The organism is Pseudoalteromonas neustonica, from assembly GCF_001653135.1.
GTDB lineage: Bacteria > Pseudomonadota > Gammaproteobacteria > Enterobacterales > Alteromonadaceae > Pseudoalteromonas > Pseudoalteromonas neustonica.
The window spans coordinates 24,199-46,452 of sequence record NZ_BDDS01000007.1; the positions used below are offsets into that span (position 1 = coordinate 24,199).

Annotated in this window: 19 protein-coding genes and 1 riboswitch; of the genes, 9 read left to right on the top strand and 10 right to left on the bottom strand. The window is 41.0% G+C overall.

Features of this window, described 5'->3' with window-relative positions; genetic code table 11:
* Positions 1–70: 70 nt before the first annotated feature.
* Positions 71–1,477 (bottom strand): glutamate--ammonia ligase, encoded by a 1,407-nt coding sequence (gene glnA, locus A7967_RS11755; protein ID WP_054206891.1) that lies wholly within the window; start codon positions 1,475–1,477, stop codon positions 71–73.
* Positions 1,478–1,986: 509 nt separating this feature from the next.
* Here glnA and typA point away from each other — a divergent pair.
* Positions 1,987–3,810 carry a translational GTPase TypA gene (gene typA / locus A7967_RS11765; protein WP_054206889.1) on the top strand — a complete coding sequence of 608 codons (1,824 nt, stop codon included), beginning with the start codon at positions 1,987–1,989 and terminating at the stop codon, positions 3,808–3,810.
* Positions 3,811–4,117: 307 nt separating this feature from the next.
* Here the strand turns inward: typA and A7967_RS11770 are convergent, their stop codons facing one another.
* From A7967_RS11770 to A7967_RS11780, 3 genes are all read right to left on the bottom strand, one after another.
* Complete coding sequence (locus A7967_RS11770) at positions 4,118–4,651, bottom strand: methylated-DNA--[protein]-cysteine S-methyltransferase (RefSeq protein ID WP_054206888.1); 534 nt, start codon at positions 4,649–4,651, stop codon at positions 4,118–4,120.
* 101 nt (positions 4,652–4,752) lie between these two features.
* Complete coding sequence (locus A7967_RS11775) at positions 4,753–5,844, bottom strand: MBL fold metallo-hydrolase (protein WP_054206887.1); 1,092 nt, start codon at positions 5,842–5,844, stop codon at positions 4,753–4,755.
* Positions 5,845–5,986: 142 nt separating this feature from the next.
* Positions 5,987–6,643 carry a DUF2959 domain-containing protein gene (locus A7967_RS11780; RefSeq protein WP_054206886.1) on the bottom strand — a complete coding sequence of 219 codons (657 nt, stop codon included), beginning with the start codon at positions 6,641–6,643 and terminating at the stop codon, positions 5,987–5,989.
* Between the two features lie 87 nt (positions 6,644–6,730).
* On the opposite strand from A7967_RS11780, the gene A7967_RS11785 reads away from it, so the two are divergent.
* The 4 genes from A7967_RS11785 (at position 6,731) to A7967_RS11800 (ending at position 10,918) form a co-directional block, all read left to right on the top strand.
* Positions 6,731–7,624, top strand: a complete 894-nt coding sequence (locus A7967_RS11785; protein WP_054206885.1) for a virulence factor BrkB family protein — start codon at positions 6,731–6,733, stop codon at positions 7,622–7,624.
* 31 nt (positions 7,625–7,655) lie between these two features.
* Entirely contained in the window at positions 7,656–8,609 is a 954-nt protein-coding gene (locus tag A7967_RS11790; protein WP_054206884.1) for an alpha/beta fold hydrolase, read from the top strand.
* Positions 8,597–9,034: a D-aminoacyl-tRNA deacylase gene (gene dtd / locus A7967_RS11795; protein WP_054206883.1), complete on the top strand. Its 438-nt coding sequence runs from the start codon at positions 8,597–8,599 to the stop codon at positions 9,032–9,034. Before A7967_RS11790 ends, dtd begins: the two co-directional genes overlap by 13 nt.
* A gap of 297 nt (positions 9,035–9,331) precedes the next feature.
* Positions 9,332–10,918, top strand: coding sequence for a methyl-accepting chemotaxis protein (locus A7967_RS11800; RefSeq protein WP_054206882.1), 1,587 nt, complete (start codon positions 9,332–9,334; stop codon positions 10,916–10,918).
* A gap of 13 nt (positions 10,919–10,931) precedes the next feature.
* Here A7967_RS11800 and A7967_RS11805 read toward each other — a convergent pair whose 3' ends face one another.
* Entirely contained in the window at positions 10,932–11,621 is a 690-nt protein-coding gene (locus A7967_RS11805) for a spermidine synthase (protein WP_054206881.1), read from the bottom strand.
* A 233-nt stretch (positions 11,622–11,854) separates the two neighbouring features.
* On the opposite strand from A7967_RS11805, the gene A7967_RS11810 reads away from it, so the two are divergent.
* The gene (locus A7967_RS11810) at positions 11,855–12,748 is read left to right on the top strand and encodes a bifunctional GNAT family N-acetyltransferase/hotdog fold thioesterase (protein ID WP_054206913.1); all 894 of its coding nucleotides are present in this window, start codon (positions 11,855–11,857) and stop codon (positions 12,746–12,748) included.
* Between the two features lie 55 nt (positions 12,749–12,803).
* On the opposite strand, the gene A7967_RS11815 is transcribed toward A7967_RS11810, so the two are convergent.
* The 5 genes from A7967_RS11815 to dapA form a co-directional block, all read right to left on the bottom strand.
* Complete coding sequence (locus A7967_RS11815) at positions 12,804–13,844, bottom strand: phospholipase A (protein WP_054206880.1); 1,041 nt, start codon at positions 13,842–13,844, stop codon at positions 12,804–12,806.
* Positions 13,845–14,054: 210 nt separating this feature from the next.
* Positions 14,055–15,176 carry a succinylglutamate desuccinylase/aspartoacylase family protein gene (locus A7967_RS11820; protein ID WP_054206879.1) on the bottom strand — a complete coding sequence of 374 codons (1,122 nt, stop codon included), beginning with the start codon at positions 15,174–15,176 and terminating at the stop codon, positions 14,055–14,057.
* A 5-nt stretch (positions 15,177–15,181) separates the two neighbouring features.
* Entirely contained in the window at positions 15,182–16,387 is a 1,206-nt protein-coding gene (locus tag A7967_RS11825) for a PLP-dependent decarboxylase (protein ID WP_054206878.1), read from the bottom strand.
* The gene (locus A7967_RS11830; RefSeq protein WP_054206877.1) at positions 16,387–17,127 is read right to left on the bottom strand and encodes a 2,3,4,5-tetrahydropyridine-2,6-dicarboxylate N-succinyltransferase; all 741 of its coding nucleotides are present in this window, start codon (positions 17,125–17,127) and stop codon (positions 16,387–16,389) included. Before A7967_RS11830 ends, A7967_RS11825 begins: the two co-directional genes overlap by 1 nt.
* Positions 17,128–17,142: 15 nt before the next feature.
* Positions 17,143–18,027 (bottom strand): 4-hydroxy-tetrahydrodipicolinate synthase, encoded by an 885-nt coding sequence (dapA, locus tag A7967_RS11835; RefSeq protein ID WP_054206876.1) that lies wholly within the window; start codon positions 18,025–18,027, stop codon positions 17,143–17,145.
* Between the two features lie 137 nt (positions 18,028–18,164).
* A riboswitch (Lysine riboswitch) is annotated at positions 18,165–18,358 on the bottom strand.
* A 180-nt stretch (positions 18,359–18,538) separates the two neighbouring features.
* Between dapA and A7967_RS11840 the strand changes: the two genes are divergently transcribed.
* From A7967_RS11840 to A7967_RS11850, 3 genes are all read left to right on the top strand, one after another.
* Positions 18,539–19,240: a DNA-3-methyladenine glycosylase I gene (locus A7967_RS11840; protein WP_054206875.1), complete on the top strand. Its 702-nt coding sequence runs from the start codon at positions 18,539–18,541 to the stop codon at positions 19,238–19,240.
* A gap of 8 nt (positions 19,241–19,248) precedes the next feature.
* On the top strand, positions 19,249–20,664 hold the full coding sequence (locus tag A7967_RS11845; protein WP_054206874.1) for a protein adenylyltransferase SelO: 1,416 nt from the start codon (positions 19,249–19,251) through the stop codon (positions 20,662–20,664).
* A 466-nt stretch (positions 20,665–21,130) separates the two neighbouring features.
* Positions 21,131–22,195, top strand: coding sequence for an OmpA family protein (locus tag A7967_RS11850; RefSeq protein WP_054204552.1), 1,065 nt, complete (start codon positions 21,131–21,133; stop codon positions 22,193–22,195).
* The last annotated feature ends 59 nt before the right edge of the window (positions 22,196–22,254 follow it).

Below are 22,254 nucleotides of genomic sequence, written 5' to 3' on the forward strand. Positions count from 1 at the left end.
AAAAAGCCCGTAAAACGGGCCTTGAGAACACATATATATTATCTATTAGATAATTTTCTCTACAGCGTTATTAGCAGCTATAGTACATTTCAAACTCAACTGGGTGAGTTGTCATGTTAAGCTTTTCAACTTCCTGACTCTTAAGTTTGATGTAAGCATCAATTAAGTCATCAGTAAATACGTTACCTTGCGTTAAGAACTCACGGTCTGCGCTAAGTGCACAGAGTGCTTCATCAAGTGATGCCGCAACAGTTGGGATCTCAGCTGCTTCTTCAGCAGGTAAGTCGTATAAATCTTTATCCATTGCATCGCCAGGGTGGATCTTGTTTTTGATACCGTCAAGACCTGCCATTAACATTGCAGAAAATGCAAGGTATGGGTTAGCTGTTGGATCTGGGAAGCGTACTTCGATACGACGACCTTTTTCAGACGGAACCACTGGAATACGAATTGATGCAGAGCGGTTACGTGCAGAATATGCAAGCATAACTGGCGCTTCAAAACCGGGTACTAAACGCTTGTACGAGTTAGTCGACGCATTTGCAAACGCGTTGATTGCTTTAGCATGCTTAATAATACCGCCGATGTAGTAAAGTGCATCTTCAGAAAGACCGCCATACTTGTCGCCTGCGAATAAGTTAACACCGTCTTTAGCTAAAGACTGGTGACAATGCATACCAGAACCGTTATCACCAACAACTGGTTTAGGCATAAAAGTCGCAGTTTTGCCATATAAATGAGCCATGTTATGGATAACATATTTCATCTCTTGGATTTCATCTGCTTTAATTACCATCGTATTAAAGCGAGTCGCGATTTCATTTTGACCAGCGGTTGCTACTTCGTGGTGATGTGCTTCTACTACTTGGCCCATTTCTTCTAGAACGAGACACGTAGCTGAACGCCAATCTTGGAAGTCATCAACTGGAGCAACTGGGAAGTAACCGCCTTTAACACCAGGACGGTGACCTGTGTTGCCATCTGCATATTCTTTATCTGAATTCCAAGCAGCTTGCTTAGAATCAATTTTGTACATTGAACCAGACATATCCGTTTTGTATTTAACATCATCAAATACGAAAAACTCAGGTTCAGGGCCAAATAAAACTGTATCAGCAATACCTGTAGAACGCATATACTCTTCAGCGCGTTTAGCAACTGAACGCGGGTCGCGCTCATAACCTTGTAATGTTGCAGGCTCAACGACGTCACAACGTAAGATTAATGTCGCTTCTTCTGTGAAAGGGTCTAGCTTAGCTGATTCAGCAACAGGCATTAATACCATGTCTGATTCATTAATACCTTTCCAGCCAGCAATTGAAGAACCGTCAAACATTTTACCGTCTTCAAAGAAATCTTCATCAACTTGGTGATGAGGAATAGAAACGTGTTGCTCTTTACCTTTTGTATCAGTAAAGCGTAAATCAACGAACTTAACGTCATTTTCTTTAATAAAATCTAAAACCGATTGTGACATGTGTCCTCCAACTGTTGGGTTTTATTTTTGCTGCATAATTGCTTTTGTTTATAGTAAGCGTTTTCTGTGCCATATTTATAAGTCTTTGTTTATAAGTTTAAAAATTATAGTTCTACGTTATGCTACCTATTGCGTTGCACCAATATGAAGCGTTAAAAGATCATTTTGGTGCGTAACGGGATTTGGTACGACTTGTATGAATTATAAACACAGCTGTAAAACTAACTTACTTATAAAATACTGTCAAAATATGGCATGAAATGTAATGAATGTACAAAATAAGAGTTAATTCAGAAATTAAATTAATAAAAATGTCATATATAAAACAGATACTTATTGGAACTATTAAGAAAGTTTTGAAATATATATTGGATAAACTTTCATCCATGTCATTTATAGGGGATAATATGCGCCCTTTTAAATCCAATGCTGGGACATCTCGTGAAAACGCGGGTGAGAGCGTAAAGCCCCTGCAGGATCATTGAGATTCAATTTCTCTGAGTGAATATATGAGCATCGAAAAGTTAAGAAATATAGCGATTATCGCGCACGTTGACCACGGTAAAACAACACTGGTTGACAAACTACTTGAGCAATCAGGTACATTAGAAACACGCGGCGGTAACGAAGAGCGCGTGATGGACTCAAACGACATTGAGAAAGAACGTGGTATTACCATTTTGGCTAAAAACACAGCCATCTCATGGAACGATTACCATATCAATATCGTTGATACTCCAGGACACGCCGACTTCGGTGGCGAAGTTGAACGCGTACTTTCGATGGCTGACTCAGTATTACTACTTGTTGATGCTCAAGAAGGTCCAATGCCGCAAACGCGTTTCGTTACGCAAAAGGCATTCGCACAGGGCTTAAAGCCGATCGTAGTTATCAATAAAATTGATAAGCCAGGTGCACGTCCTGATTGGGTTATGGATCAAATCTTTGATTTATTCGACAACCTTGGCGCAACTGACGAACAGTTAGATTTTAAAGTAATCTACGCTTCAGCTATCAACGGCTGGGCAACACTAGATTTAGACGAGCCATCAGACAACATGGAACCTATGTTCAAGATGATCGTTGATGAAGTATCACCACCGGATGCAGATCCTGAAGGTGACTTTCAAATGCAGATCTCTCAACTTGATTACAACTCATATGTTGGTGTAATCGGGATAGGTCGTATCAAACGTGGTTCTGTTGCTCCTAACCAACAAGTTACTATTATTGGTGCTGACGGCTCTAAACGTAACGGTAAAATCGGTGCAGTACAAAGCTACCTTGGCCTTGAGCGTATCGAAACTGATAAAGCTTACGCAGGTAATATCGTAACAGTAACAGGTATTGGTGAGCTTAAGATCTCTGATACAGTTTGTTTCCCTGGCAACGTTGAAGCATTACCACCACTAAGTGTTGATGAGCCAACAGTAACAATGACATTCTCTGTAAATAACTCACCTTTCTGTGGTAAAGAAGGTAAGTTTGTAACATCACGTAATATCCGTGAGCGTTTAGACAAAGAATTAGTACACAACGTAGCACTTCGTGTTGCAGATACTGATAACCCTGATAGCTTCCGTGTATCGGGTCGTGGTGAATTACACCTAGGTATCTTAATCGAAAACATGCGTCGTGAAGGTTACGAGCTAGCAGTATCTCGTCCAGAAGTAATCTTACGTACAGTTGATGGTGTGTTAGAAGAACCGTATGAAACACTAACAATTGACTGTCAAGAAGAGCACCAGGGTTCTATCATGGAACAAATTGGTCTTCGTAAAGGTGAGCTTACTGATATGGCCCCAGATGGTAAAGGCCGTATGCGTTTGGACTTTATGATCCCTAGCCGTGGTTTAATCGGTTTCCAAACTGAGTTCATGACGTTAACATCAGGTTCTGGTTTACTTTATCACACGTTTGATCACTACGGTCCGCACAAAGGTGGCGAGCTAGGTGTTCGTAAGAACGGTGTAATGATTGCAAATGCAACTGGTAAAGCACTTACTAACGCATTATTTAACTTACAAGAGCGCGGCCGTTTATTCATCGGTCACGGTGTTGAAGTATACGAAGGTATGGTTATCGGTATTCATAGCCGTGATAACGACCTTACAGTTAATGCGCTTAAAGGTAAGCAACTTACTAACGTTCGTGCATCTGGTACAGATGAAGCACAAACATTAACTCCAGCACTTAACTATTCACTTGAGCAAGCGCTTGAGTTTATTGCTGATGATGAGTTAGTAGAAGTTACACCACTAAACATTCGTATCCGTAAGCGTCACCTTACAGAAAACGAACGTAAACGTGCGGGTCGTGCACCAAAGTCATAATCTATTAATTTAGAATCATGATTTCAAAAGCCGCTGTATTGTAAGATACAGCGGCTTTTTAGTGGGTGAAAACAAGAGTTGTAAGCTATAAGCGGTCAGATTAGAACAAGCGTGGTTGGGTAGATTGGTTGTAGGTGAAAGACAACCACATAAAGCTTTACCTAAAACAGATTTAGACACTAAAGCTAACACCATAGGTGGGAATTTACCTCGCGCAGGCGCTAACGTAATTACTTTTTCGGGATAAATCTCGGCCTACAGTTTAAGTAACTCAGTAATTTCAAGGTGAATAATAACAGGGCAGAGGTTAAGCTAAAAACTCGGTTTTGGCTTGTCGTGAATGAATCACATTTTGAATGTCGAGTTGTTGGCTTTCTTTTGATGGCTTAACTTCAAAGCCTTCATGGCTGAGCAACCACAATTTACGCTCAATTCCTCCTGCATAGCCTGTGAGTGAGCCATTACTGCCTATCACTCTATGGCACGGTACAATTAAGCTAATAGGATTTCGGCCATTAGCGCCGCCAACGGCCTGAGAGCCTTTGGGCTTATTCACCATTTTAGCGATGTCTAAATACGTGACGACTTCACCATAGGGAATGTTTGATAAGCAGTACCACACTGATTTTTGAAAATCTGTTCCTTTAGGATCAAGGGGCAGGTCAAATTCTTTGCGTGCTTTTGCGAAATACTCATGTAACTGTTTTTTACACTCAGTTGTTATATCGCTGGCTATGACGTGGGTTTTTATTTCCCCAGAAAATATAACTTGGGTAATGCCTTTATCTGATGCTTTAAATTCAACACACCCTAGCGGTGTATCAATATAATCGACAAACATTGCAGTCGTTTCCCTCGTTGAAAAGTTAAGTGGTTTCGCTAAAACGTACATTGTCTGATTCGCTCAGTAATATCGTCGAATGCTCTACAGCTTGTTAATGACTACAATTGCACACTTTCACCTTCATTAAGAATATATAGCGGTACTTGTGAATCCATTTTTTTATACATATGCAATAAACGCAGTAACGCAGAATGGCTGCTGTGATCGCCCATCTGCCAACTTGAGTTGCCATAGCCCCACGGTATCATAACTTTACAATTAAGCTCTTGTGCTGCGTTTAGCGCGTCTTCCGGTGTGGTATGGACATAGCGATACCATTTGCCGTTTTCTTTATGATAGTAAGAAGCGATGGGTATTAGGCATACATCAATATCGCCATATTTTTGCTGAATGTCTTGAAAGTGTTTTGAATAGCCCGTGTCGCCTGCAAAAAATAAAGTTTTACCATTTTGTTCTAGCAACCAGCCATTCCATGAGTCTTTATTGTCATCATTGTAGATGTAGGGAATAAGTACTCTATTGCTAAAATGATGAGCTGGCACTGCGTGAATGGTTAAGTCATCAATATTGGTTTTTGAGTACCACGGCATTTCGCTGATGTTAAAACCACCTGTAGGAAAGTTATCCGCCATACCAAGTGGCGTTAAGTAATAGGGCTTATTACCTATGAGTTCTATATCGGCTTTATTGAAATGATCATAATGGATATGTGAGTACATAACGGCATCAATACCGGCTAACTCTTGCTCATTTAACCAAGCACCAGGCTGACGATAGATGCCTCCTGTAAGTTTAAATGCGATATCAACGGGGGAATCAAACTGCGCTTTTACAGGGTCAAATAATATATGCTGACCGTTTGGGGTATTGATCGAAAAACTAGCGTGACCCAGCCAGCGGACAGTGTAGTTGGTATTTAACTGTGGCAGTGTTTGCCTACCTTGATACTGGCAGTTTTCAGCGCTCGTTTCACACAGCAAATCGGGGTGAGCAGGGTAGCAGTCAGTTTCGCAGGTGGTCGGGTAATTTTGCTTTTTTGGGTATACATTATGGTAGCGACCAGCACGATCACCCTCTTTGTATTGTGCAATAACAGCATCTGGTGCGGTTATCTGGGTCACTTGATTGGGCGTACCACACGCGGCCAATAAGCACGAAGCAATGATTAAACCAACACCGTATACCTTCATTGTTTATTTACGCTTTGTAATTTTAACTACATAAAAGTGTACCAAAAACAGCCGATTAAAAAACATTTTAAAAGTAACAAAAAATAACAATAAAAAAGCCCATTACAGTGAATGGGCTTAATAGTTTTAGATCCTAGGATTATTATCCTGCTTTATTCATTTGTTCAATAAATTTGTTTGAGTCAGCAATTGACTTGTTCATATCATTCATCAATATTTGAATATCGCGTTTAAGGTTTGTAAATTCGCCTTTTATGGCGGTTACAGCCTGCGCATTTAAGTTATGCTTTAAGTACAATACATTATCTTTTAACGATGAAAGTACTGGCTCCATTTTGCTTTCGGCACTTCGCATTGAGCGCAGTAGTTGGTCAAATTGGCGCTTAGTCGAATTAAGTTTTTTGCTACTTTCACGCTTTAAAGATGCACTTTTGTATTGCTCAAGTTCATCTGCCCACTCGTCAAATAACGCGTCCGCAACGTCTTCAACTTTATTGATGTTGGTGGTTACATCTTCAGCAGCTTTCAAGCTTGACTCGTAATCATCATTAAGTTGGTTATAAGCCTCTTGTAACTCGCCACCGTCAAAGTTAATTAAAGTGGTTAAGCGTTCTAATGCTGATTGAAATTCTTCTTGCGATTCCTCTTGTGATTCCTTTGCCTCTTCTACACGATCAACGAGTATGTCGCGTTTATGTACACCGACAGACTCCATTGCTGAGTAATAGGCAGATTGGCAACCCGATAAAGCTAGGGTGAGTGCTAAAAGTGGTGCGCTGAGAAATGTACTTTTTTTCATTGAGATCTCTTTTTAAATCCGTTGATACTGCAAATTATGTGGGCGATTGCTATGATAATCAAAATTATTTTGTAAAAAGTTAACTTTATGAGCGATAAGGTCACGCACTATAGGCAGCAAGCAGCTTCGTTTATACGTCAACAACCTGGTTGGTGGATGCAGTATATAAATCGTTGCATTGATGACCAAATCACTGTTAATGCAGGTTATTTAGCCTATGTTACTTTGTTATCTTTAGTGCCATTGATAGCAGTTGGCGTGGCAATATTTTCGGCTTTTCCGGGGTTCGAATCTACAAGAATCGAAATAGAAAATTTTTTATTCACCAATTTTGTACCGACTTCCTCTGATGTGATTAAGGAGCATATTAGCTCTTTTGCTGGTAATGCCAATCAAATGACCGCTGTCGGTATCGGTTTTTTAGCCGCAATAGCACTGCTTTTGATCCGCAATGTGGACGCAACACTGAACAGAATTTGGCGCATAAAACATAAACGCCCAATGATGATTTCGTTTGCAGTTTATTGGATGGTATTAAGCTTAGGGCCATTGTTATTAGGCGCAAGTATTGGTGTGACTTCATACATAGTATCTTTAGTGTCGTTTGCTGATCAAGGGATTCCAGGATTCAGTGGGTTTTTACTTAAACTACTGCCTTATTTAATTTCTATGGCTGGCTTTATTATGCTCTATACTTTAGTGCCTAATACGCGAGTATCGTTTAGAGCTGCGATACCGGGTGCTTTTTTTGCGGCGTTACTTTTTGAGCTAACTAAAAAAGGTTTTGCACTTTATATTAGTCACTTTCCTTCGTACGAAGTTATTTATGGTGCGGTGGCTACAATCCCCATCTTATTTGTTTGGGTGTATTTGTCGTGGGTTGTGGTGTTGCTCGGTGCTGAGTTTACCGTGTGCATAAGCCCAAAAGATATCGAAGATACGCCTGAGATCATTCTTGATGAGGAGGAAAACATCCGTTAAATAGCAATGTGTTTTGTTAGGAGCCAGCAATATGCCGTTATATCCGAACATAACCCCCTACCACGATTTTCATTTGAGTGTGGGGGATGGACACCAGATACATGTGCAAGAATACGGTAACCCCAATGGTTTACCCGTTGTGATTTGTCATGGCGGGCCCGGTGTGGGCTTACATGCTGACAACTGCCGCTTTTTTGACCCAACCCGGTACCGCATTATTTTATATAGCCAACGAGGCTGCGGTTTATCAACTCCTCATCACCTTATCGCGAATGAAACGGCTGACTTAATCAAAGATCTTGATTATTTGAGGGCTTACCTAGGCATTACCAAATGGTTGCTATCTGGCGCTTCGTGGGGGGCAACCTTGTGTTTACTTTATGCAATTAAGCATACAGAGCATGTTTTTGGGTTGATTTTACGTGGTACATTTTTAGCTGCACATGCTGATTTAGAGTGGTTATACAGCTCGCAAGGTGCCGGTGCGCAGTTTTACCCTGAGCTATACGTTAAGTTTTCTCATGATTTACCTGATGCAATGAGTATTTTAGCGTTCTACGAACAGCAATTGGCCAGTGAGAATCAAATAAGTGCCAGTCGATTTGCTAAGTTATGGTGCCAGTGGGAGGCTGTTCTAAGTCAAGGGAAGCAGTCGCTACAATGGACGCTTAGTTGCCCGCAGCATGGTTTAAATATGGCGCGTTTAATGGTGCACTATTTTATTAATCACTGCTTTATAGATGATAATTATATAGCGCAGCATGGCGACTGTTTATCTCATTTACCTATTTGGTTTATTCATGGACGCCAAGATTTAGTGTGTCGCTTTAGTGTTGCTCAACGACTTGCAAGTAGCCTGAACTCACAACTATTGATTTTAGATGGTGTTGGGCACGGTGTTGATAATCAGGTATATTTAGCGGCAGCAAGGCGAGCAGCCGATCTTATGTATATCAAATTAACGAGGAATAAATGCAAGGATTAATCCAGCGAGTAAAACACGCAAAGGTAGAGGTAGATAATCAGCTTGTAGGTCAAATAAAACAAGGAATAGTACTGTTATTAGGTGTTGAAAAACATGACGATAAAGACACCACAAATAAACTACTTCATAAAGTGAGTAACTATCGTATATTCAGTGATGAAAACGATAAAATGAATCTCAGCTTGAAAGATATAAAAGGCGAATTACTGGTTGTTTCGCAATTTACACTTGCTGCAGATACAAAAAAAGGTATGCGGCCGAGCTTTTCGTCTGCGGCTACACCTGCTCAGGCAAATGAGCTATACGAATACTTTGTAGACCAAGCAAAAGCTGCGGGGCTGAGCGTTGCAACAGGACGCTTTGCTGCTGATATGCAGGTGAGTTTATGTAACGACGGGCCAGTGACTTTTTTGCTCACTATATAGCTACTCTATCCAACTCACTTCAATATGCCAAAAGTTGATTTAAAACGATTTATATTGCGTTATTTATTTTAACAAGGGAATAACCATCCTTTACAATCAATGCCTGCCTACATCGCTTTTAATTCCTACATAAACTGATATTTTGGGGACTTGGGTATATATTTTTGCTTATTTATACCCATTAGCTGATTCCCTACTACAATAATAAAAAGTCCGTAGAGCCTAAAAAGTGGCAAGCAAGCTTGAGTAGGGCCTCGCTTCAATAATATTGGTGTTTACAAAGGTAGTGAATCAATAATGCGTAAAAATGAGCCCGTAACCCAAAAGAACATCGAGTTACCTTCCTCTGTTAATATTCTCTCGATTACATCTCCCGATAGTAAAATAAAGTATATAAATAAAGATTTTATAGCCATTTCTGGATTTGATGAAGCTGATTTAATAGGTCAGTATCATAATATTGTTCGTCACCCAGATATGCCTCCTGCTGCGTTTGCTGACCTTTGGCAATGTGTGCAATCAGGTAAATCGTGGATGGGAATAGTTAAAAATCGCTGTAAAAATGGTGACCATTATTGGGTCGACGCTTATGCAAGCCCTTTAAAGACAGCGACAGGTCAAATTGAATATCAGTCGATTAGGGTGAGGCCAAAAGACTCTGTTAAAAATAGAGCTGAAAATTTATACAAAAAATTACAAAGCGGAGGGGAATTTAGAATCCCTTGGTGGGAGAAGGCTTCTGCGACAATGTTTATGGTGTGTGGGGTTTTATTTTGTTATTTATTAACAGCCTTTTTGATTTTTAATTTCACTCAAGCCTCTTTAGGTAGTGCACTAGGGTTACCGCTTATCCCTATGTGTTTATTATTGACCAGTTTATTATGGCAATCAAAGCAATGGCATAAAGTAATCGAAAAAGCACAATCGATAGTAGATGATCCATTAGCTACCTATATTTATACGGGAAATAATAATGCAGCGAACAAGGTGTTACTGGCGCTGGAGGTGTTAAGTAAAGAAGCTGGAGCGATTGTAGGGCGTATAAATGATGCATCAGTGAATATGGGCGATGCATTAAATAGTTTAGAGCATGAGTTGTCACAAAATCATTCTCGTGTGTCTATGCAATATCAGCAAACAGACTCCATGGCATCGGCAATTACTCAAATGTCTGCAAGTTTTAATGAAGTATCGAGTAATGCACATGCAACATCAAGCGCAGCAAAATCGACACATGAGTATGCTCAACAAGGTTTATTACAGGTTGAAGAAGCAGTTAATAATATGAACGAGCTAAGTAATGATGTTAACAATGCAGCAAGCGTTGTAGAGCAATTAGAAAAAGATGGTGCAGCTATTAATGATGTAGTTGCTGTTATACGTTCGGTTGCAGAACAAACTAACTTATTAGCCTTAAATGCAGCAATTGAGGCTGCAAGAGCAGGTGAGCAAGGTCGTGGTTTTGCTGTTGTTGCAGATGAGGTTCGTACTTTGGCTAATAGAACCCATCAGTCCACAGAAGAAATTGTGAAGACAATAGAGAAGATAAATCAAGGTACAAAATCCGCTGTTGCCGCAATGGAAAAAGCACAGCAACGCGTATCGAGTAGTGTGGATTCAACGACCCAAGCTAAAACATCAATTGAGTATATGAGCACGGAGATGAATCATATTCTGGATCTTAATATTCAGGTTGCGACTTCAGTTGAGCAGCAAGTGAAAGTTGCGGAAGAGATAACTGAAAATGTTACAAAAATTAAGGATTATAGTGAAAGCGGTTTACAATCTTCTGAGCAAAATATTGCTAAATGCGCAGCTTTACAAACGCATTCAACTGCTCTAAATAGTATCGCGCAACATTTTTGGGCGCAAAAATCAAAGTAGAGTAAATAGACCGTTATTTTTTCAACAGTACAATATGGTTTGCATAACCAGAGATGTGCTTTATGGTGGGTTGTATTGAAAATGTACTAAGTAATATCGATTCGAGTTGTTTTAATTGAGAGTCATGTTGGGAAAGGAAGTTAATAAACAGGCAGCCATTTTTTGATAGTTTTTTATAGATTTTTCGATAAAACTGCTGCTTGTATAAAAATAGTGGAACATCGAGTTTGCTAAATAAATCAAGTATAATCCAGTCATATACCTGCTCTCTTTCAAGCTCTATTTCAGCATCTAAACATCGTAAATTTGAGTCACTTTTTTTATCAAAAAAATGTGTGTAGCAATGAATTATGTCCGGGTTTTTTTCTATCGATATTAGATTGCAATTAGGGTAGGTGAGTCGTAGATAGTTATGTATAGCACCACCGCCTAGGCCAAGCTCCAATATGCTTTGTGGAACTGGAATTGACTGCCATAACTTTGCCAAGTGTTGTAAGTGAGGAAAGTGTAGCTGACTGGGATCGTCCGTTGTTACCACTGATTGAAGTGTGTCGTTGATGAGTAACCAACGAAGTTGTTTATACTCACGCACTTGAATGCAATCAGCGCCGCACTTTTGCCAATATAGTAATTGCCCTATACGGTGACAGTCTTCAACAAAGCACTGTTTTACTGTCCCGTTTGCTTTTAATAAATATTCCATTACATGAGAATAGATGAGTCAAGGTAAAGTGCCAGCTTGTCCGCTAGGTTTTACAGGTAACAATAGTTATTTCTCTTGGCTAACCAAAGTCGTATTCCAAGTGTTTATCAAATCGAGTATGGTAGTTTGCAAATAATAACAGACCGCATTCTTATTAAATAAACCGCTCGCGTGTGTAGATGTTTTAATTTAATGAGTTGTTTATGGCGGCCTTGATTGCAACAGGAGTGATTATGTTTCAGGTGACAACACCACAAAGTAGCGAAGATTGGCAAGCTTATTATCAATTACGTTGGCAGGTACTGCGCGCGCCTTGGAATGAACCGCGTGGCTCTGAGCAAGATGATTTAGAGCAAGATGCTGAACATCGTTTTATAAAGAATAAAGCAGGTGAAGTGTTAGGTGTTGCACGGCTTCATTTTAATAATCACCAACAAGCACAAGTCCGTTATATGGCCGTGGCTGAAGGTAATCGAAATCAGCATATTGGCAGTCGCTTATTACATGAACTTGAAAAATTAGCATGGACACAAGATGCAGGTGAGCTTGTGTTGTATGCGCGTGAACGCGCATTGGATTTTTATAAGCGCCACGGCTACGAATTAAAAGAAAAAGCCCATTTAGCCTATGACGATGTACAGCATTGGAAAATGATAAAGCAAAAGCCGTCTGAGCCAGGCTGGTTTCGTCATCCAAATTGGACTCAAGTATTGCAAAATACATGGCGTGAGTCGATCCCGATCAGTGATGCAATGGGTATTAAAGTGGAGAGCTACACCGATTGGCAATTCACGACCAGTGCAGACTTGGATGCTAATTTAAACCTGCACAATACGATGTTTGCAGGATCTATTTATAGCTTAGCGACATTAACTGGGTGGGGAGCGACTTACTTAGCGCTTAAAGAAGCGCAGCTTGAAGGTAATATAGTGTTGGCCGATGCTAATATTAAATATTTAAAGCCGTTGAATAATGAGCCTCGTGGGAGTGTTGATTTAAGTGGCTGTAAAGGAAAGCTAGCCGAGCTTGAAAGTGAAGGTAAAGCCAGTTATTTAGTGCCTGTTGAAATATACGATGGCGATGTGCTGGTCGCTGAATTTGAAGGGCAATTTATTATTAAAAAATAGCGCTGTTATATGCTAAATAAAAAGCCAAGTGAATACTTGGCTTTTTAAATAGTGCTTATAGAAGATCAGTCAAGAGTATACCGATGCCGATGCGCTCTATATCTGCGTTGTAGTCAATTAAACTTTCACCGTAGCCGTTAAAGTATTGCCCGTAGCCGCGTAGCCTACCCCATAAAGGAAAAGACCAATCTAATTGAATAGCACCACGATTATCTGAATTTAAATTATTGCGGGTCATAAAACTAAATTCGTGTTCGTTCCAGCGATATGCGCCTGAAAATTCAAAGTACCCCATATATTTATGGATATCAGGGTTGTCATCGCCTTTTGCTACCATAGGGTCTTCTTTTCTTTCTTCTGAAATGCGGTACCAAGGTTTAAAGCTAAAAACAAATCCTTCATTTTCCCAGATGAAATCAGCATAAATGCGGTTCCATGATCGCGAGTTGGGTTGGCTTCGACCATTTGATTGGTGTACTGCGCCAATTGAAATTGCCATTTCATCACCCCAAAGCACATGTTCAGGATCGAGGAAGTTAACCCAAAAGATCTCCGGTTCGTAATTTGTTTCGCGAAATGGAGATGAGATTTCTTTGTTATAAAGCTGCCAAAATGATTGCAATGTAAAGCCAAAATATACAGCCTGATCTTCATCATCAAAGTCGTTATATAAAGGAACTTTGATTGATAGTTGATACTTTGCTTCAAGGTTATCAAGTGGTTCGCCGTCACTGTCTTGGGTTAATTCATTTAAGCCATCAAACGGGCGTACATTTGGGTTTGATACATATGACAAAGGCAATATGTAATTACGTTTGTGCGGAGTTATGACATTGCGGTTTTTCTGGCTTACTTGTTCACGGGCTTGACGTTTATCAAGTGCTGTAATTTGTTTACTTTCATCAAGTGCTGAACACTTTTTACGAAGTTGGTCTAGCGTTTGGTTGCCATCACCAGCAATAGCTTCATTTAAAATACATTGCTTTACGAGTTCAATATTGCTGCTTTGTTCGTTCTTTTTTTCGATTTGTGCTTGTTGTGCAATTGCAGTGCTGGACAACAATGTAGTAAATAGAATCCCGTAGCGCCAAGTCATTATTATTCCTTTGAGAAAAACCGTGTGTTGTTAAAAGTATACCGTGTTTTTAACTTAATGATGGTGAACTTTTACTGAACTTATCTATTTGAATTGATTTTATACTATGCAAAAAGAGAAAAAGCGGCCGTAGCCGCTTGTTCAATGCAATATTACCCTAAGGTGATATTGCTCTCACGCAATGAGATGGGAGTGAGCTTTACACAAAAGTTAAAGCTCAAATACGTTAGTAAAAAATTTATACAGTTCAGTGCCTTGGTTTACACTCGCTGATGCAAAGTGCAAAATTGCGATGGCATCACAATCAAGTGTGAGTGTTTGCAAAGGCTGCTCACTTAAATAACGCTCCATGCGCAGTACTTTTGCAATTGGCTCACCCGCTTTGATGTGACCCCCCAATGGCGCAATATATTCGACCATGCCGCCCATTGGTGCGTAATAGGCAAGGTAGTCATTTAAATTGCAGCCATAGCGAGTTATCGCTTTTGGCAGGTGAGGTGCATCAAGTAATACTTGTTTATGATTTAGATAGCTTAAAATACTATTGGCATCATCAAATGCTGCACTCAAATCAATTTTTTCTTGGCTACCAAGCTCCACGGTAAACGCTTCAACCTGCACGGCAAACTCACGACCTTGTTTGGCAAGTGCGTCTGTTAATTGCCACCATGGGCAAAAACTGGCTTCGTCCATTGCACCATCAAAGTCATTTGGGATAAATAACACATGGGGAATATTAAAGTAGCTGGCGCTGGCTTTCGCATAATCAGGGCAATATAAATGCTGGCTAGAGATTGGCCCCGTGTGTAAATCCAAAACAATATCTGCTTGGTGGGCGAGCTTTTGCAAATTAAGAGCAATGCGTTTACCTGTGGTTAGGCGGTACGCGGGGCCCGTTAATTGCTGATCGACTTCATCGATCAGCGCGGCTTTAAATACGCTTTTTAAAGTGTGATCATCTGCATCTGCGTATTGCTCGGCAAATTGCACCGCTAAGTTACTGTTGCAGTGATACATACGGTTCCAGTTGGTGCCCGTTATTGGATCAAAGCGACCGAGGGTAAATTCCCCTGATTTTTGATTGCAACCAATAGGATTCGCGTAAGGAACTAAAGTGATATCGCCTTTGAGTTTAAGGCACTTAAGCTGCTCAAGTAATTGGAAGATAACGGCATTACCTTGCACTTCTGCGCCATGCATATTTGCTTGCACGTAAACGCTAGGGCCGCTGCCATCGCCTTTAATTCGATACACTGGAATCGTGAGCGGTAAACCATTGGCGACTTCACCGACTACAATGTTTTCTTGGCTAATGGGTGTTGTAGTACTCATATTAATTACCTCAGGTAGTAGCTAGCATCTTCAGCTTGACGTACACAGGTTAATTGGCCATTTTGTAACGTGTATTCGGCGGCTAATTCATGGCATAAAAAGTACGGCATGCTTTCGGTAAATCCGTAGGCGCCACACTGACTAAATACCAGCCAGTCATGTTCATTTAAATCCTTAGGTAAATGGTGTTCGCCTAAGCAATCAAGCGCAGTGCACAGTGGGCCATATAAACTCATTGCTTGCGTTGTTGCGTTTGACTCACGCAATAGTCGTACAGGGAAGTCTTGGCTGGTTACCGCTGGGCGTAATAAGTGGTTTATTCCACCGCTTAAAATCACTTGTTGTTGGCCATAGTTTAATTTACTTTCAACGACAGGCGTTGCGTAATGACCACACTCACCTACGGCATAACGACCAAGTTCCATCCATAATTCATCTACGCCAGCATCGCGTTTAATTTTTGCAAGTGCATCAATCAGTGCATCCCAGCTTAGAGTGGGCGCATCTAACGTGTATGGAATACCTAAACCACCGCCTAAATCGAGTACTTTTAAATTAATGCCTAAGTCGTCGGCAAGTTGCGTTAGCGGCGCAATCATTTGTGACCAGAGCTCTGCGAGTTTGTCACTGCTGAGCATATTGCCCCACTGAAAAATATGCAGGCCGTCAAAGTTTAGCGCAGGGTAGTCGCGAGTATTTAGCGCCTGCCATTCATCACAACCGAGCCCAAACGGCGTTAAGCTATCGCCACCTAATGGGTTTTTTTCGCCTTCGGGCCAGCGTAATTGTACGCGCAGCAATACTTGCAGCTGACAGTTTAGTAAGCTTGCTTGCTCATTGAGCCAGCGTACTTGATTGAGGCTTTCGGCAACAAATATGCGTACTCCGCGCTCAATAAAGTGTTTAATTTGTTTCGGGCTCTTTGCAGGCCCGGTGTTGAGCACGCGCTCGCTGTTAATACCTTGAGCAAGTACTTGTTCAAGTTCGCCCTTGCTTGCAACATCAAAGTTAAAGCCTGCGCTATCTAAGCTTTGAATCACTTTAGATAGGGGATTAGCTTTAACGGCATACCAAAGCTTTACCTGTGTTTGCGTTACTAAACGCGCTAAGTGTGCGTTTAGGGTATCAAGGTCATACACAAAAAATGGCGTATCAAGCTGGCTTGATAACTCATCAATGGCGGTTTTAACTGGCGTGCTCAAAAAGGTCATTAACGTAAAACCTCTTCAAGAAGTAATGACGCATCGCTTTGTTCGTCGCGGTATTTTACGATTAACGCGCATGACATGCTTAAACCTTGCTCGCGTGCCCATGCGTTTGATGCCGGACGAGAACCTGGTATAACAATCGCGTATTCTGGAATAGGTTCGCCTTTATCAAGCTGACGCTCATTTACGCAGTCATATACAGGGATCGTGGCTGATAAACGTACGCCAGGGGCAAGTACTGCGCCTTTTTTAACGACTACGCCTTCAACAATCACACAACCTGCGCCAATAAATGCGTCGTCTTCAACGACTACCGGGCTTGCGCCAATTGGCTCAAGTACGCCGCCTAATTGTACTGCAGCGCTTAAATGTACATTTTTACCTACTTGCGCACACGAACCAACCAAGGCGTGGCTATCAACCATAGTGCCTTCGTCAATAAATGCACCAATGTTTACATATGCTGGTGGCATGATAATCGTGCCTTTAGCAACATGTGCACCGCGGCGAACACTTGAGCCACCTGGTACCATACGCACACCATTTTCAGCAGTGAATTCTTGTGGTGCTAGGTTATGTTTATCTACAAAACCACCAGCGAATTCAGTATTAGTGCCGTTTTTAAACGCTTCTAAAATACCTTTTTTTACTTCAACGTTTGCATGCCATTGGCCGTTATCGTCTTGTGTTGCTGCGCGTACGGCGCCCGATTCTAAATTATTTAATAGTTCTAACCAGCTCATTATAAAAACCTGTATTTAATGCCAAGATAAAATGGTGTTATTTGCATTACTGATACAATCAGTTTGCGTTAACTCAAGGTGCGTTAAAGGTGGGCGCAAATACGGGCTAGTAATACGCCCTTGTAAATGCATCAATACTTTAACGGGAATAGGATTTGCCACGGCGAACAAGCTTTGAATCGCTTGTGACCAATCGGCAAATAAATTGGGGTGTTGGCCGCTAAGGCTACGTTTTACAAATTCATGGGTTTGTGTCGGCCACGCATTGGCTGCAACAGACACTAAACCTTTTGCACCCGCTTGGGCAAAGTAAGGCATAAGTGCGTCATCACCACTAAAAATAGCTAACTGTGGTGCGGCATTTCTAAAACCTTCAAACTTGGCGATGTCGCCACTGGCTTCTTTTAGCGCCCATAAATTTTTATGATTTTTTAAATTGCTAATTACGGCAGGTGGAATATCAACAGCGCTGCGCCCTGGGACGTTATAAAGCATGCATGGATGAACACTGGCATCGAGTAGGTTTTCAAACCAGTGGGTTTGACCAATCACGCCTGGCTTTGCGTAAAGAGGAGAGCCAAGTAAGTAGCCGTGAATAGGCAGTTTATTGCAGTATTCAACCCAAGCAATTTGTTGTTTGAGGTTCATACCGCCAACAGCAACCATAAGCGGTACGGTCGGATTTAATTGGCATACATGTTCAACAATGGCTTGTTGCTCTTTAAGCGTTAAGGCAAGGCTTTCGCCTGTGCTGCCAAGCAGTAAAATGCCGTTATTTGCTGCTTGCTGTTGCGCAACTAATTGATCAAGAATCGCATAGTCGACTTCGCCAGCGTCAGTAAAAGGCGTTACAAGTGCTGTCCATAAAGGATAGTTGTTTAAATCAAAATTGTTTTTCATCTACAACGAACTTATAGAGTGTTCGATGAGTATGCTGTGGGGTACGTGAAAGTGCGCCGCATCGTAGTCATTCGAACTAATATAATCCGAAGAGCGAATGGGCTTAATATAATAGGGCGCAATGGCCTTATCATGCTAAGACCAGAAGCTCTCCACCAAAAAATTTAACAGCAGCGCTGTTATTGGTGACAGTCGCTGGGATTCAACCCAGTCGCCCGAAGTAACCCTTCACAAAAAATGTTACTTCTCGGCGTTAATTCCCCTCACGTATGATCATTGGAGTGTGTGCTCCTCACATACGTTACCTGAATAACGCACCTCTTCTAGCCCACAGTGTAAGTTTCATTAAATAAAAAACTTACACCTTAAATAGGGGTAATGGCAGTGATTAAAGCATTTTAGCCGTCTAGGTGTCAAGTTGGCTTTTGAACGATCGCTTCGAGAGGGTGGTTACGTATTAATGTTTTTTTTCGTACACTAGCAAACAAAGTCGGTTTAAGGGTATTCAGTAATGGAAAAATTTCAGGAAATTTATCAGCGAGCAGCGCAGCGTAAAGGCAGTGAAGCGATGCTTGAGCAATTGCTTTACGCGCCGCTTTCTAATAAGCAACTAAAATGCTTGCCTGATGATGCATGGCTTGAAGAATTTACCCGTAAGGTATTTCAAAGCGGCTTTTATTGGTCGGTTATTAATAGTAAATGGACAGGCTTTAGAGAGGTTTTTTGGGACTTTAATGTAGAAAAATTACTGATGATGCCACCTGATATGCTAGAGCAAAAAGCAACTGACGAACGTATTATTCGCAACTTTAAAAAAGTACAAACTATTCCAGAAAATGCATATATGATTCACGAAGTTGCTCAGCAGCATGGCAGTTTTAGTCAGTTTGTGGCTGATTGGCCAAGTGACGATATAATTGGTTTGTGGGCGTATTTTAAAAAGCACGGTGCACGTTTAGGGGGTAACACAGGCCCGTACACACTGCGCGCATTAGGCAAAGATACCTTTTTGTTGTCGCGTGATGTTGAGGCTTATCTTCGTGGGCATAAAATTATTGATGGTGGTTTGCAAACTAAAAAATCACTAAATAGCGCACAGCACTTTTTTAATGAATTACAGCAGCAAAGTGGCTTAAGCCTCCAAGTGCTGAGTTTATTAGTGGCATACAGCGTGGGTGATAACCGCGTTGGCATACAAACAACCGAAGCCTAAGGAATCCAATGAAACTTGTTAGTCGCTATACTCATATTGCAGAAGATTTTGCAGTCCCTGATTTACCTAGCCCTGTTGTTGCACCAACTTTATTACTTTGGAATGAGGCGGTAGCTAAACAGCTCGATATTCAAGTGAGTCCGTCAGAGCGCGCATCCATCTTTAGCGGAAATACCAGTAACAGCACTGTTGCGGCCGTTGCATTGGGGTATTCAGGGCATCAATTTGGGCATTTTTCACCACGCTTAGGAGACGGCCGCGCGCATTTATTGGGTGCCGTATCTGATCAACATCAACAGCTGTGGGATATTCAGTTAAAAGGGTCCGGTGCTACGCCATTCTCTCGTGGTGGTGATGGGCGCTGTGCTATTGGCCCTGCGATACGTGAATACATTATGAGTGAAGCAATGCATGGCTTAAGTGTTCCGACTACACGCTGTTTAGCCGTGGTTGCCAGTGGAGAAACGGTTTATAGGCAACCACCACAGCAAGGTGCGATAGTAACGCGTGTTGCAAGTAGCCATATTAGAGTGGGGTCTTTTCAGTATTTAGCAACTCAAGGGGACGTGTCAGCGTTACAGGCATTAGCTGATAGTGCAATTGCGCGCCATTACCCTGAAATTCAATCCACAGGGTCAGATCGTTACTTAGCATTTTTAAAAGCTGTTATTGAAAAGCAAATCACTTTGGTCGTAAGTTGGATGCGGGTTGGTTTTATTCATGGCGTGATGAATACAGATAATACACTGATAAGTGGTGAGACGATTGATTACGGCCCATGTGCGATGATGAATCAATTTGATTTTGATACTGTGTTTAGCTCAATTGATCGACAAGCGCGGTACGCATTTGGCAGTCAGCCTAACATAGCTAACTGGAATTGTGCGCGTTTGGCTGAGAGCTTGCTGCCACTCATACACGAAGATGATGAACAAGCCGTCGAATTACTTAGCCCATTAATAAATGGTTTTGCTGAGCAGTTTAACCAAGCGTTTACGCAAATGTGGGCTCAAAAACTCGGTTTTGCAGGTCACCATACAGATGATGCGCAGTTAGTTGCTGAGTTATTGGCGATATTAAAAGACCACAAATTAGATTATACCAATACCTTTGATGAGCTTACCAAGTCACTGCAGGGTGAGCAGGTAATATCTCAGCCACTAAAAGCGTGGTCACTAAAGTGGCTAAAACGCACCGACCAACATAGTTTTGCGATAATGCGAGCGGCAAACCCAATGATGATCCCACGTAACCATATTGTTGAAGCTATTATTGAAGAATTTGAGAATAAAGGTTCAAGTGAGGTATTGGCTGCATATTTAGTTGCACTGCAAAATCCGTATAAGTTAATGATAGAGAACGCACAATGGCTACAACCACCTGCCGATGGCGGTGCGCAATATAAAACCTTTTGTGGTACCTAAATTGATGAATTTATAGATGTATTTCGGACCTATAATGGGTTAATTATTAAAGGTAATAATCAAGCTACAGCATTTATCATGATAAAAGGAATTTTTCATGATTATTTCTTACTTATTATATGAAATAAATGCGTTTTCTACTTGTTGATTTAAAATTAACCAATATAATGCACACCACTAGGATTAGTGAAAAAAGGCCTTGTTCCTTAAGATGTTATTCAACTGTAAATGGTTGTCATCTATTAACTAACTAATCCAGTACCAGATTTAAGTAGGTTAGGTAAAGTTTTTTATCTGAACTATAATGTAGGGCGCTTTATTTTTAATAAATACTTTATTTTGTAAAAAAATACAATTTAAGTGTTTTCGTTAAGTAATGATTAACAAAAGATTCGGTACTCTGGGCACACTTAATGAGCTAGGACTACTTAGCTACAGTTTTAATTGTTAAAATGGGAAGAAAACAATGAAATTAAAATCACTTACAATTGCATTAGCACTAGCTGCAACTAGCGCTTCAAGTTTCGCTGCTGAGAAAGAAGGTTTCTTTATTGGCGCATTTGGCGATTATTACGATGCTTCATGGGAAAATGTACGTGGCAGCGCTGGTACTAACGTTGATGATTCAACAGGCTGGGGTGCTGAACTAGGTTATCGTTTTAACGATTACTGGAGTGCACGTCTTGAGTACGCTGATATGGATTTTGATATCTCAAATGCAAATCCTGCTATGACAAAAACAAGTATGGGCGGCGATCGCTTAGGTATCGATGGTCTTTACCACATCGACGGCGGTCCATTTTATGGCATCTTCGGTCTTAAACAGATCGATGTTATGGAAAAACTTACTTTTGCAAACGTAGGTGCTGGTTACCAACATTACTTTACAGATAACTTTGCATTTAATGCTGAAACGTCTATCTACCAAGGCCTTGACCGTGGTTACACAGATGTTGCTGGTAAATTAGGTTTAAGCTACTTATTTGGTAATCAAACTTCGTCAGCTGCGCCAGTTAAACCTGCGCCAGTGACTGCTGCTGTAGTACCTGTTGCTGTAGAGCCTACTGATAGCGACAACGATAATATTGCTGATGCAAATGATAACTGCCCTAATACACCAATGGCTGATGCAGTTGATGCTAACGGTTGTACTTTGTATAAAGATACTAAAGTAACAACTAGCTTATTAGTTACTTTCCCGCATGATTCTGCAATGGTTAAGCAACAGTACTTCGATGATATTGCTTCAGTATCAAAGTTCTTAAAAGAGCATACAGATACAACAGTATTACTTGAAGGTCATGCTTCAGCTGTGGGTGACGCAAGTTACAACAAAAAACTTTCTAAGAAGCGCGCAGATGATGTTGCTGATGAGTTAGTTAAAGATGGCATCTCAAGAGACCGTATCACTACTGTTGGTTTCGGTGAAGAGCGTCTTAAAAATACAGCTAACACACGAGCTGCACACGCAGAAAACCGTCGTGTTGAAGCACATGTATCAACTGTTGAGCGTGTAAAAGTTAAACGTTAATAGTTATAGTATTTAAAAACCCAGCCAAGTGCTGGGTTTTTTTATGTCTGATAATAATG

Bases quoted from the DNA above. Each gene is read 5' to 3' on its own strand.
- glnA (WP_054206891.1), bottom strand. From the start codon at position 1,477: ATGTCACAATCGGTTTTAGATTTTATTAAAGAAAATGACGTTAAGTTC.
- typA (WP_054206889.1), top strand. From the start codon at position 1,987: ATGAGCATCGAAAAGTTAAGAAATATAGCGATTATCGCGCACGTTGAC.
- A7967_RS11770 (WP_054206888.1), bottom strand. From the start codon at position 4,651: ATGTTTGTCGATTATATTGATACACCGCTAGGGTGTGTTGAATTTAAA.
- A7967_RS11775 (WP_054206887.1), bottom strand. From the start codon at position 5,844: ATGAAGGTATACGGTGTTGGTTTAATCATTGCTTCGTGCTTATTGGCC.
- A7967_RS11780 (WP_054206886.1), bottom strand. From the start codon at position 6,643: ATGAAAAAAAGTACATTTCTCAGCGCACCACTTTTAGCACTCACCCTA.
- A7967_RS11785 (WP_054206885.1), top strand. From the start codon at position 6,731: ATGAGCGATAAGGTCACGCACTATAGGCAGCAAGCAGCTTCGTTTATA.
- A7967_RS11790 (WP_054206884.1), top strand. From the start codon at position 7,656: ATGCCGTTATATCCGAACATAACCCCCTACCACGATTTTCATTTGAGT.
- dtd (WP_054206883.1), top strand. From the start codon at position 8,597: ATGCAAGGATTAATCCAGCGAGTAAAACACGCAAAGGTAGAGGTAGAT.
- A7967_RS11800 (WP_054206882.1), top strand. From the start codon at position 9,332: ATGCGTAAAAATGAGCCCGTAACCCAAAAGAACATCGAGTTACCTTCC.
- A7967_RS11805 (WP_054206881.1), bottom strand. From the start codon at position 11,621: ATGGAATATTTATTAAAAGCAAACGGGACAGTAAAACAGTGCTTTGTT.
- A7967_RS11810 (WP_054206913.1), top strand. From the start codon at position 11,855: ATGTTTCAGGTGACAACACCACAAAGTAGCGAAGATTGGCAAGCTTAT.
- A7967_RS11815 (WP_054206880.1), bottom strand. From the start codon at position 13,844: ATGACTTGGCGCTACGGGATTCTATTTACTACATTGTTGTCCAGCACT.
- A7967_RS11820 (WP_054206879.1), bottom strand. From the start codon at position 15,176: ATGAGTACTACAACACCCATTAGCCAAGAAAACATTGTAGTCGGTGAA.
- A7967_RS11825 (WP_054206878.1), bottom strand. From the start codon at position 16,387: ATGACCTTTTTGAGCACGCCAGTTAAAACCGCCATTGATGAGTTATCA.
- A7967_RS11830 (WP_054206877.1), bottom strand. From the start codon at position 17,127: ATGAGCTGGTTAGAACTATTAAATAATTTAGAATCGGGCGCCGTACGC.
- dapA (WP_054206876.1), bottom strand. From the start codon at position 18,027: ATGAAAAACAATTTTGATTTAAACAACTATCCTTTATGGACAGCACTT.
- A7967_RS11840 (WP_054206875.1), top strand. From the start codon at position 18,539: ATGGAAAAATTTCAGGAAATTTATCAGCGAGCAGCGCAGCGTAAAGGC.
- A7967_RS11845 (WP_054206874.1), top strand. From the start codon at position 19,249: ATGAAACTTGTTAGTCGCTATACTCATATTGCAGAAGATTTTGCAGTC.
- A7967_RS11850 (WP_054204552.1), top strand. From the start codon at position 21,131: ATGAAATTAAAATCACTTACAATTGCATTAGCACTAGCTGCAACTAGC.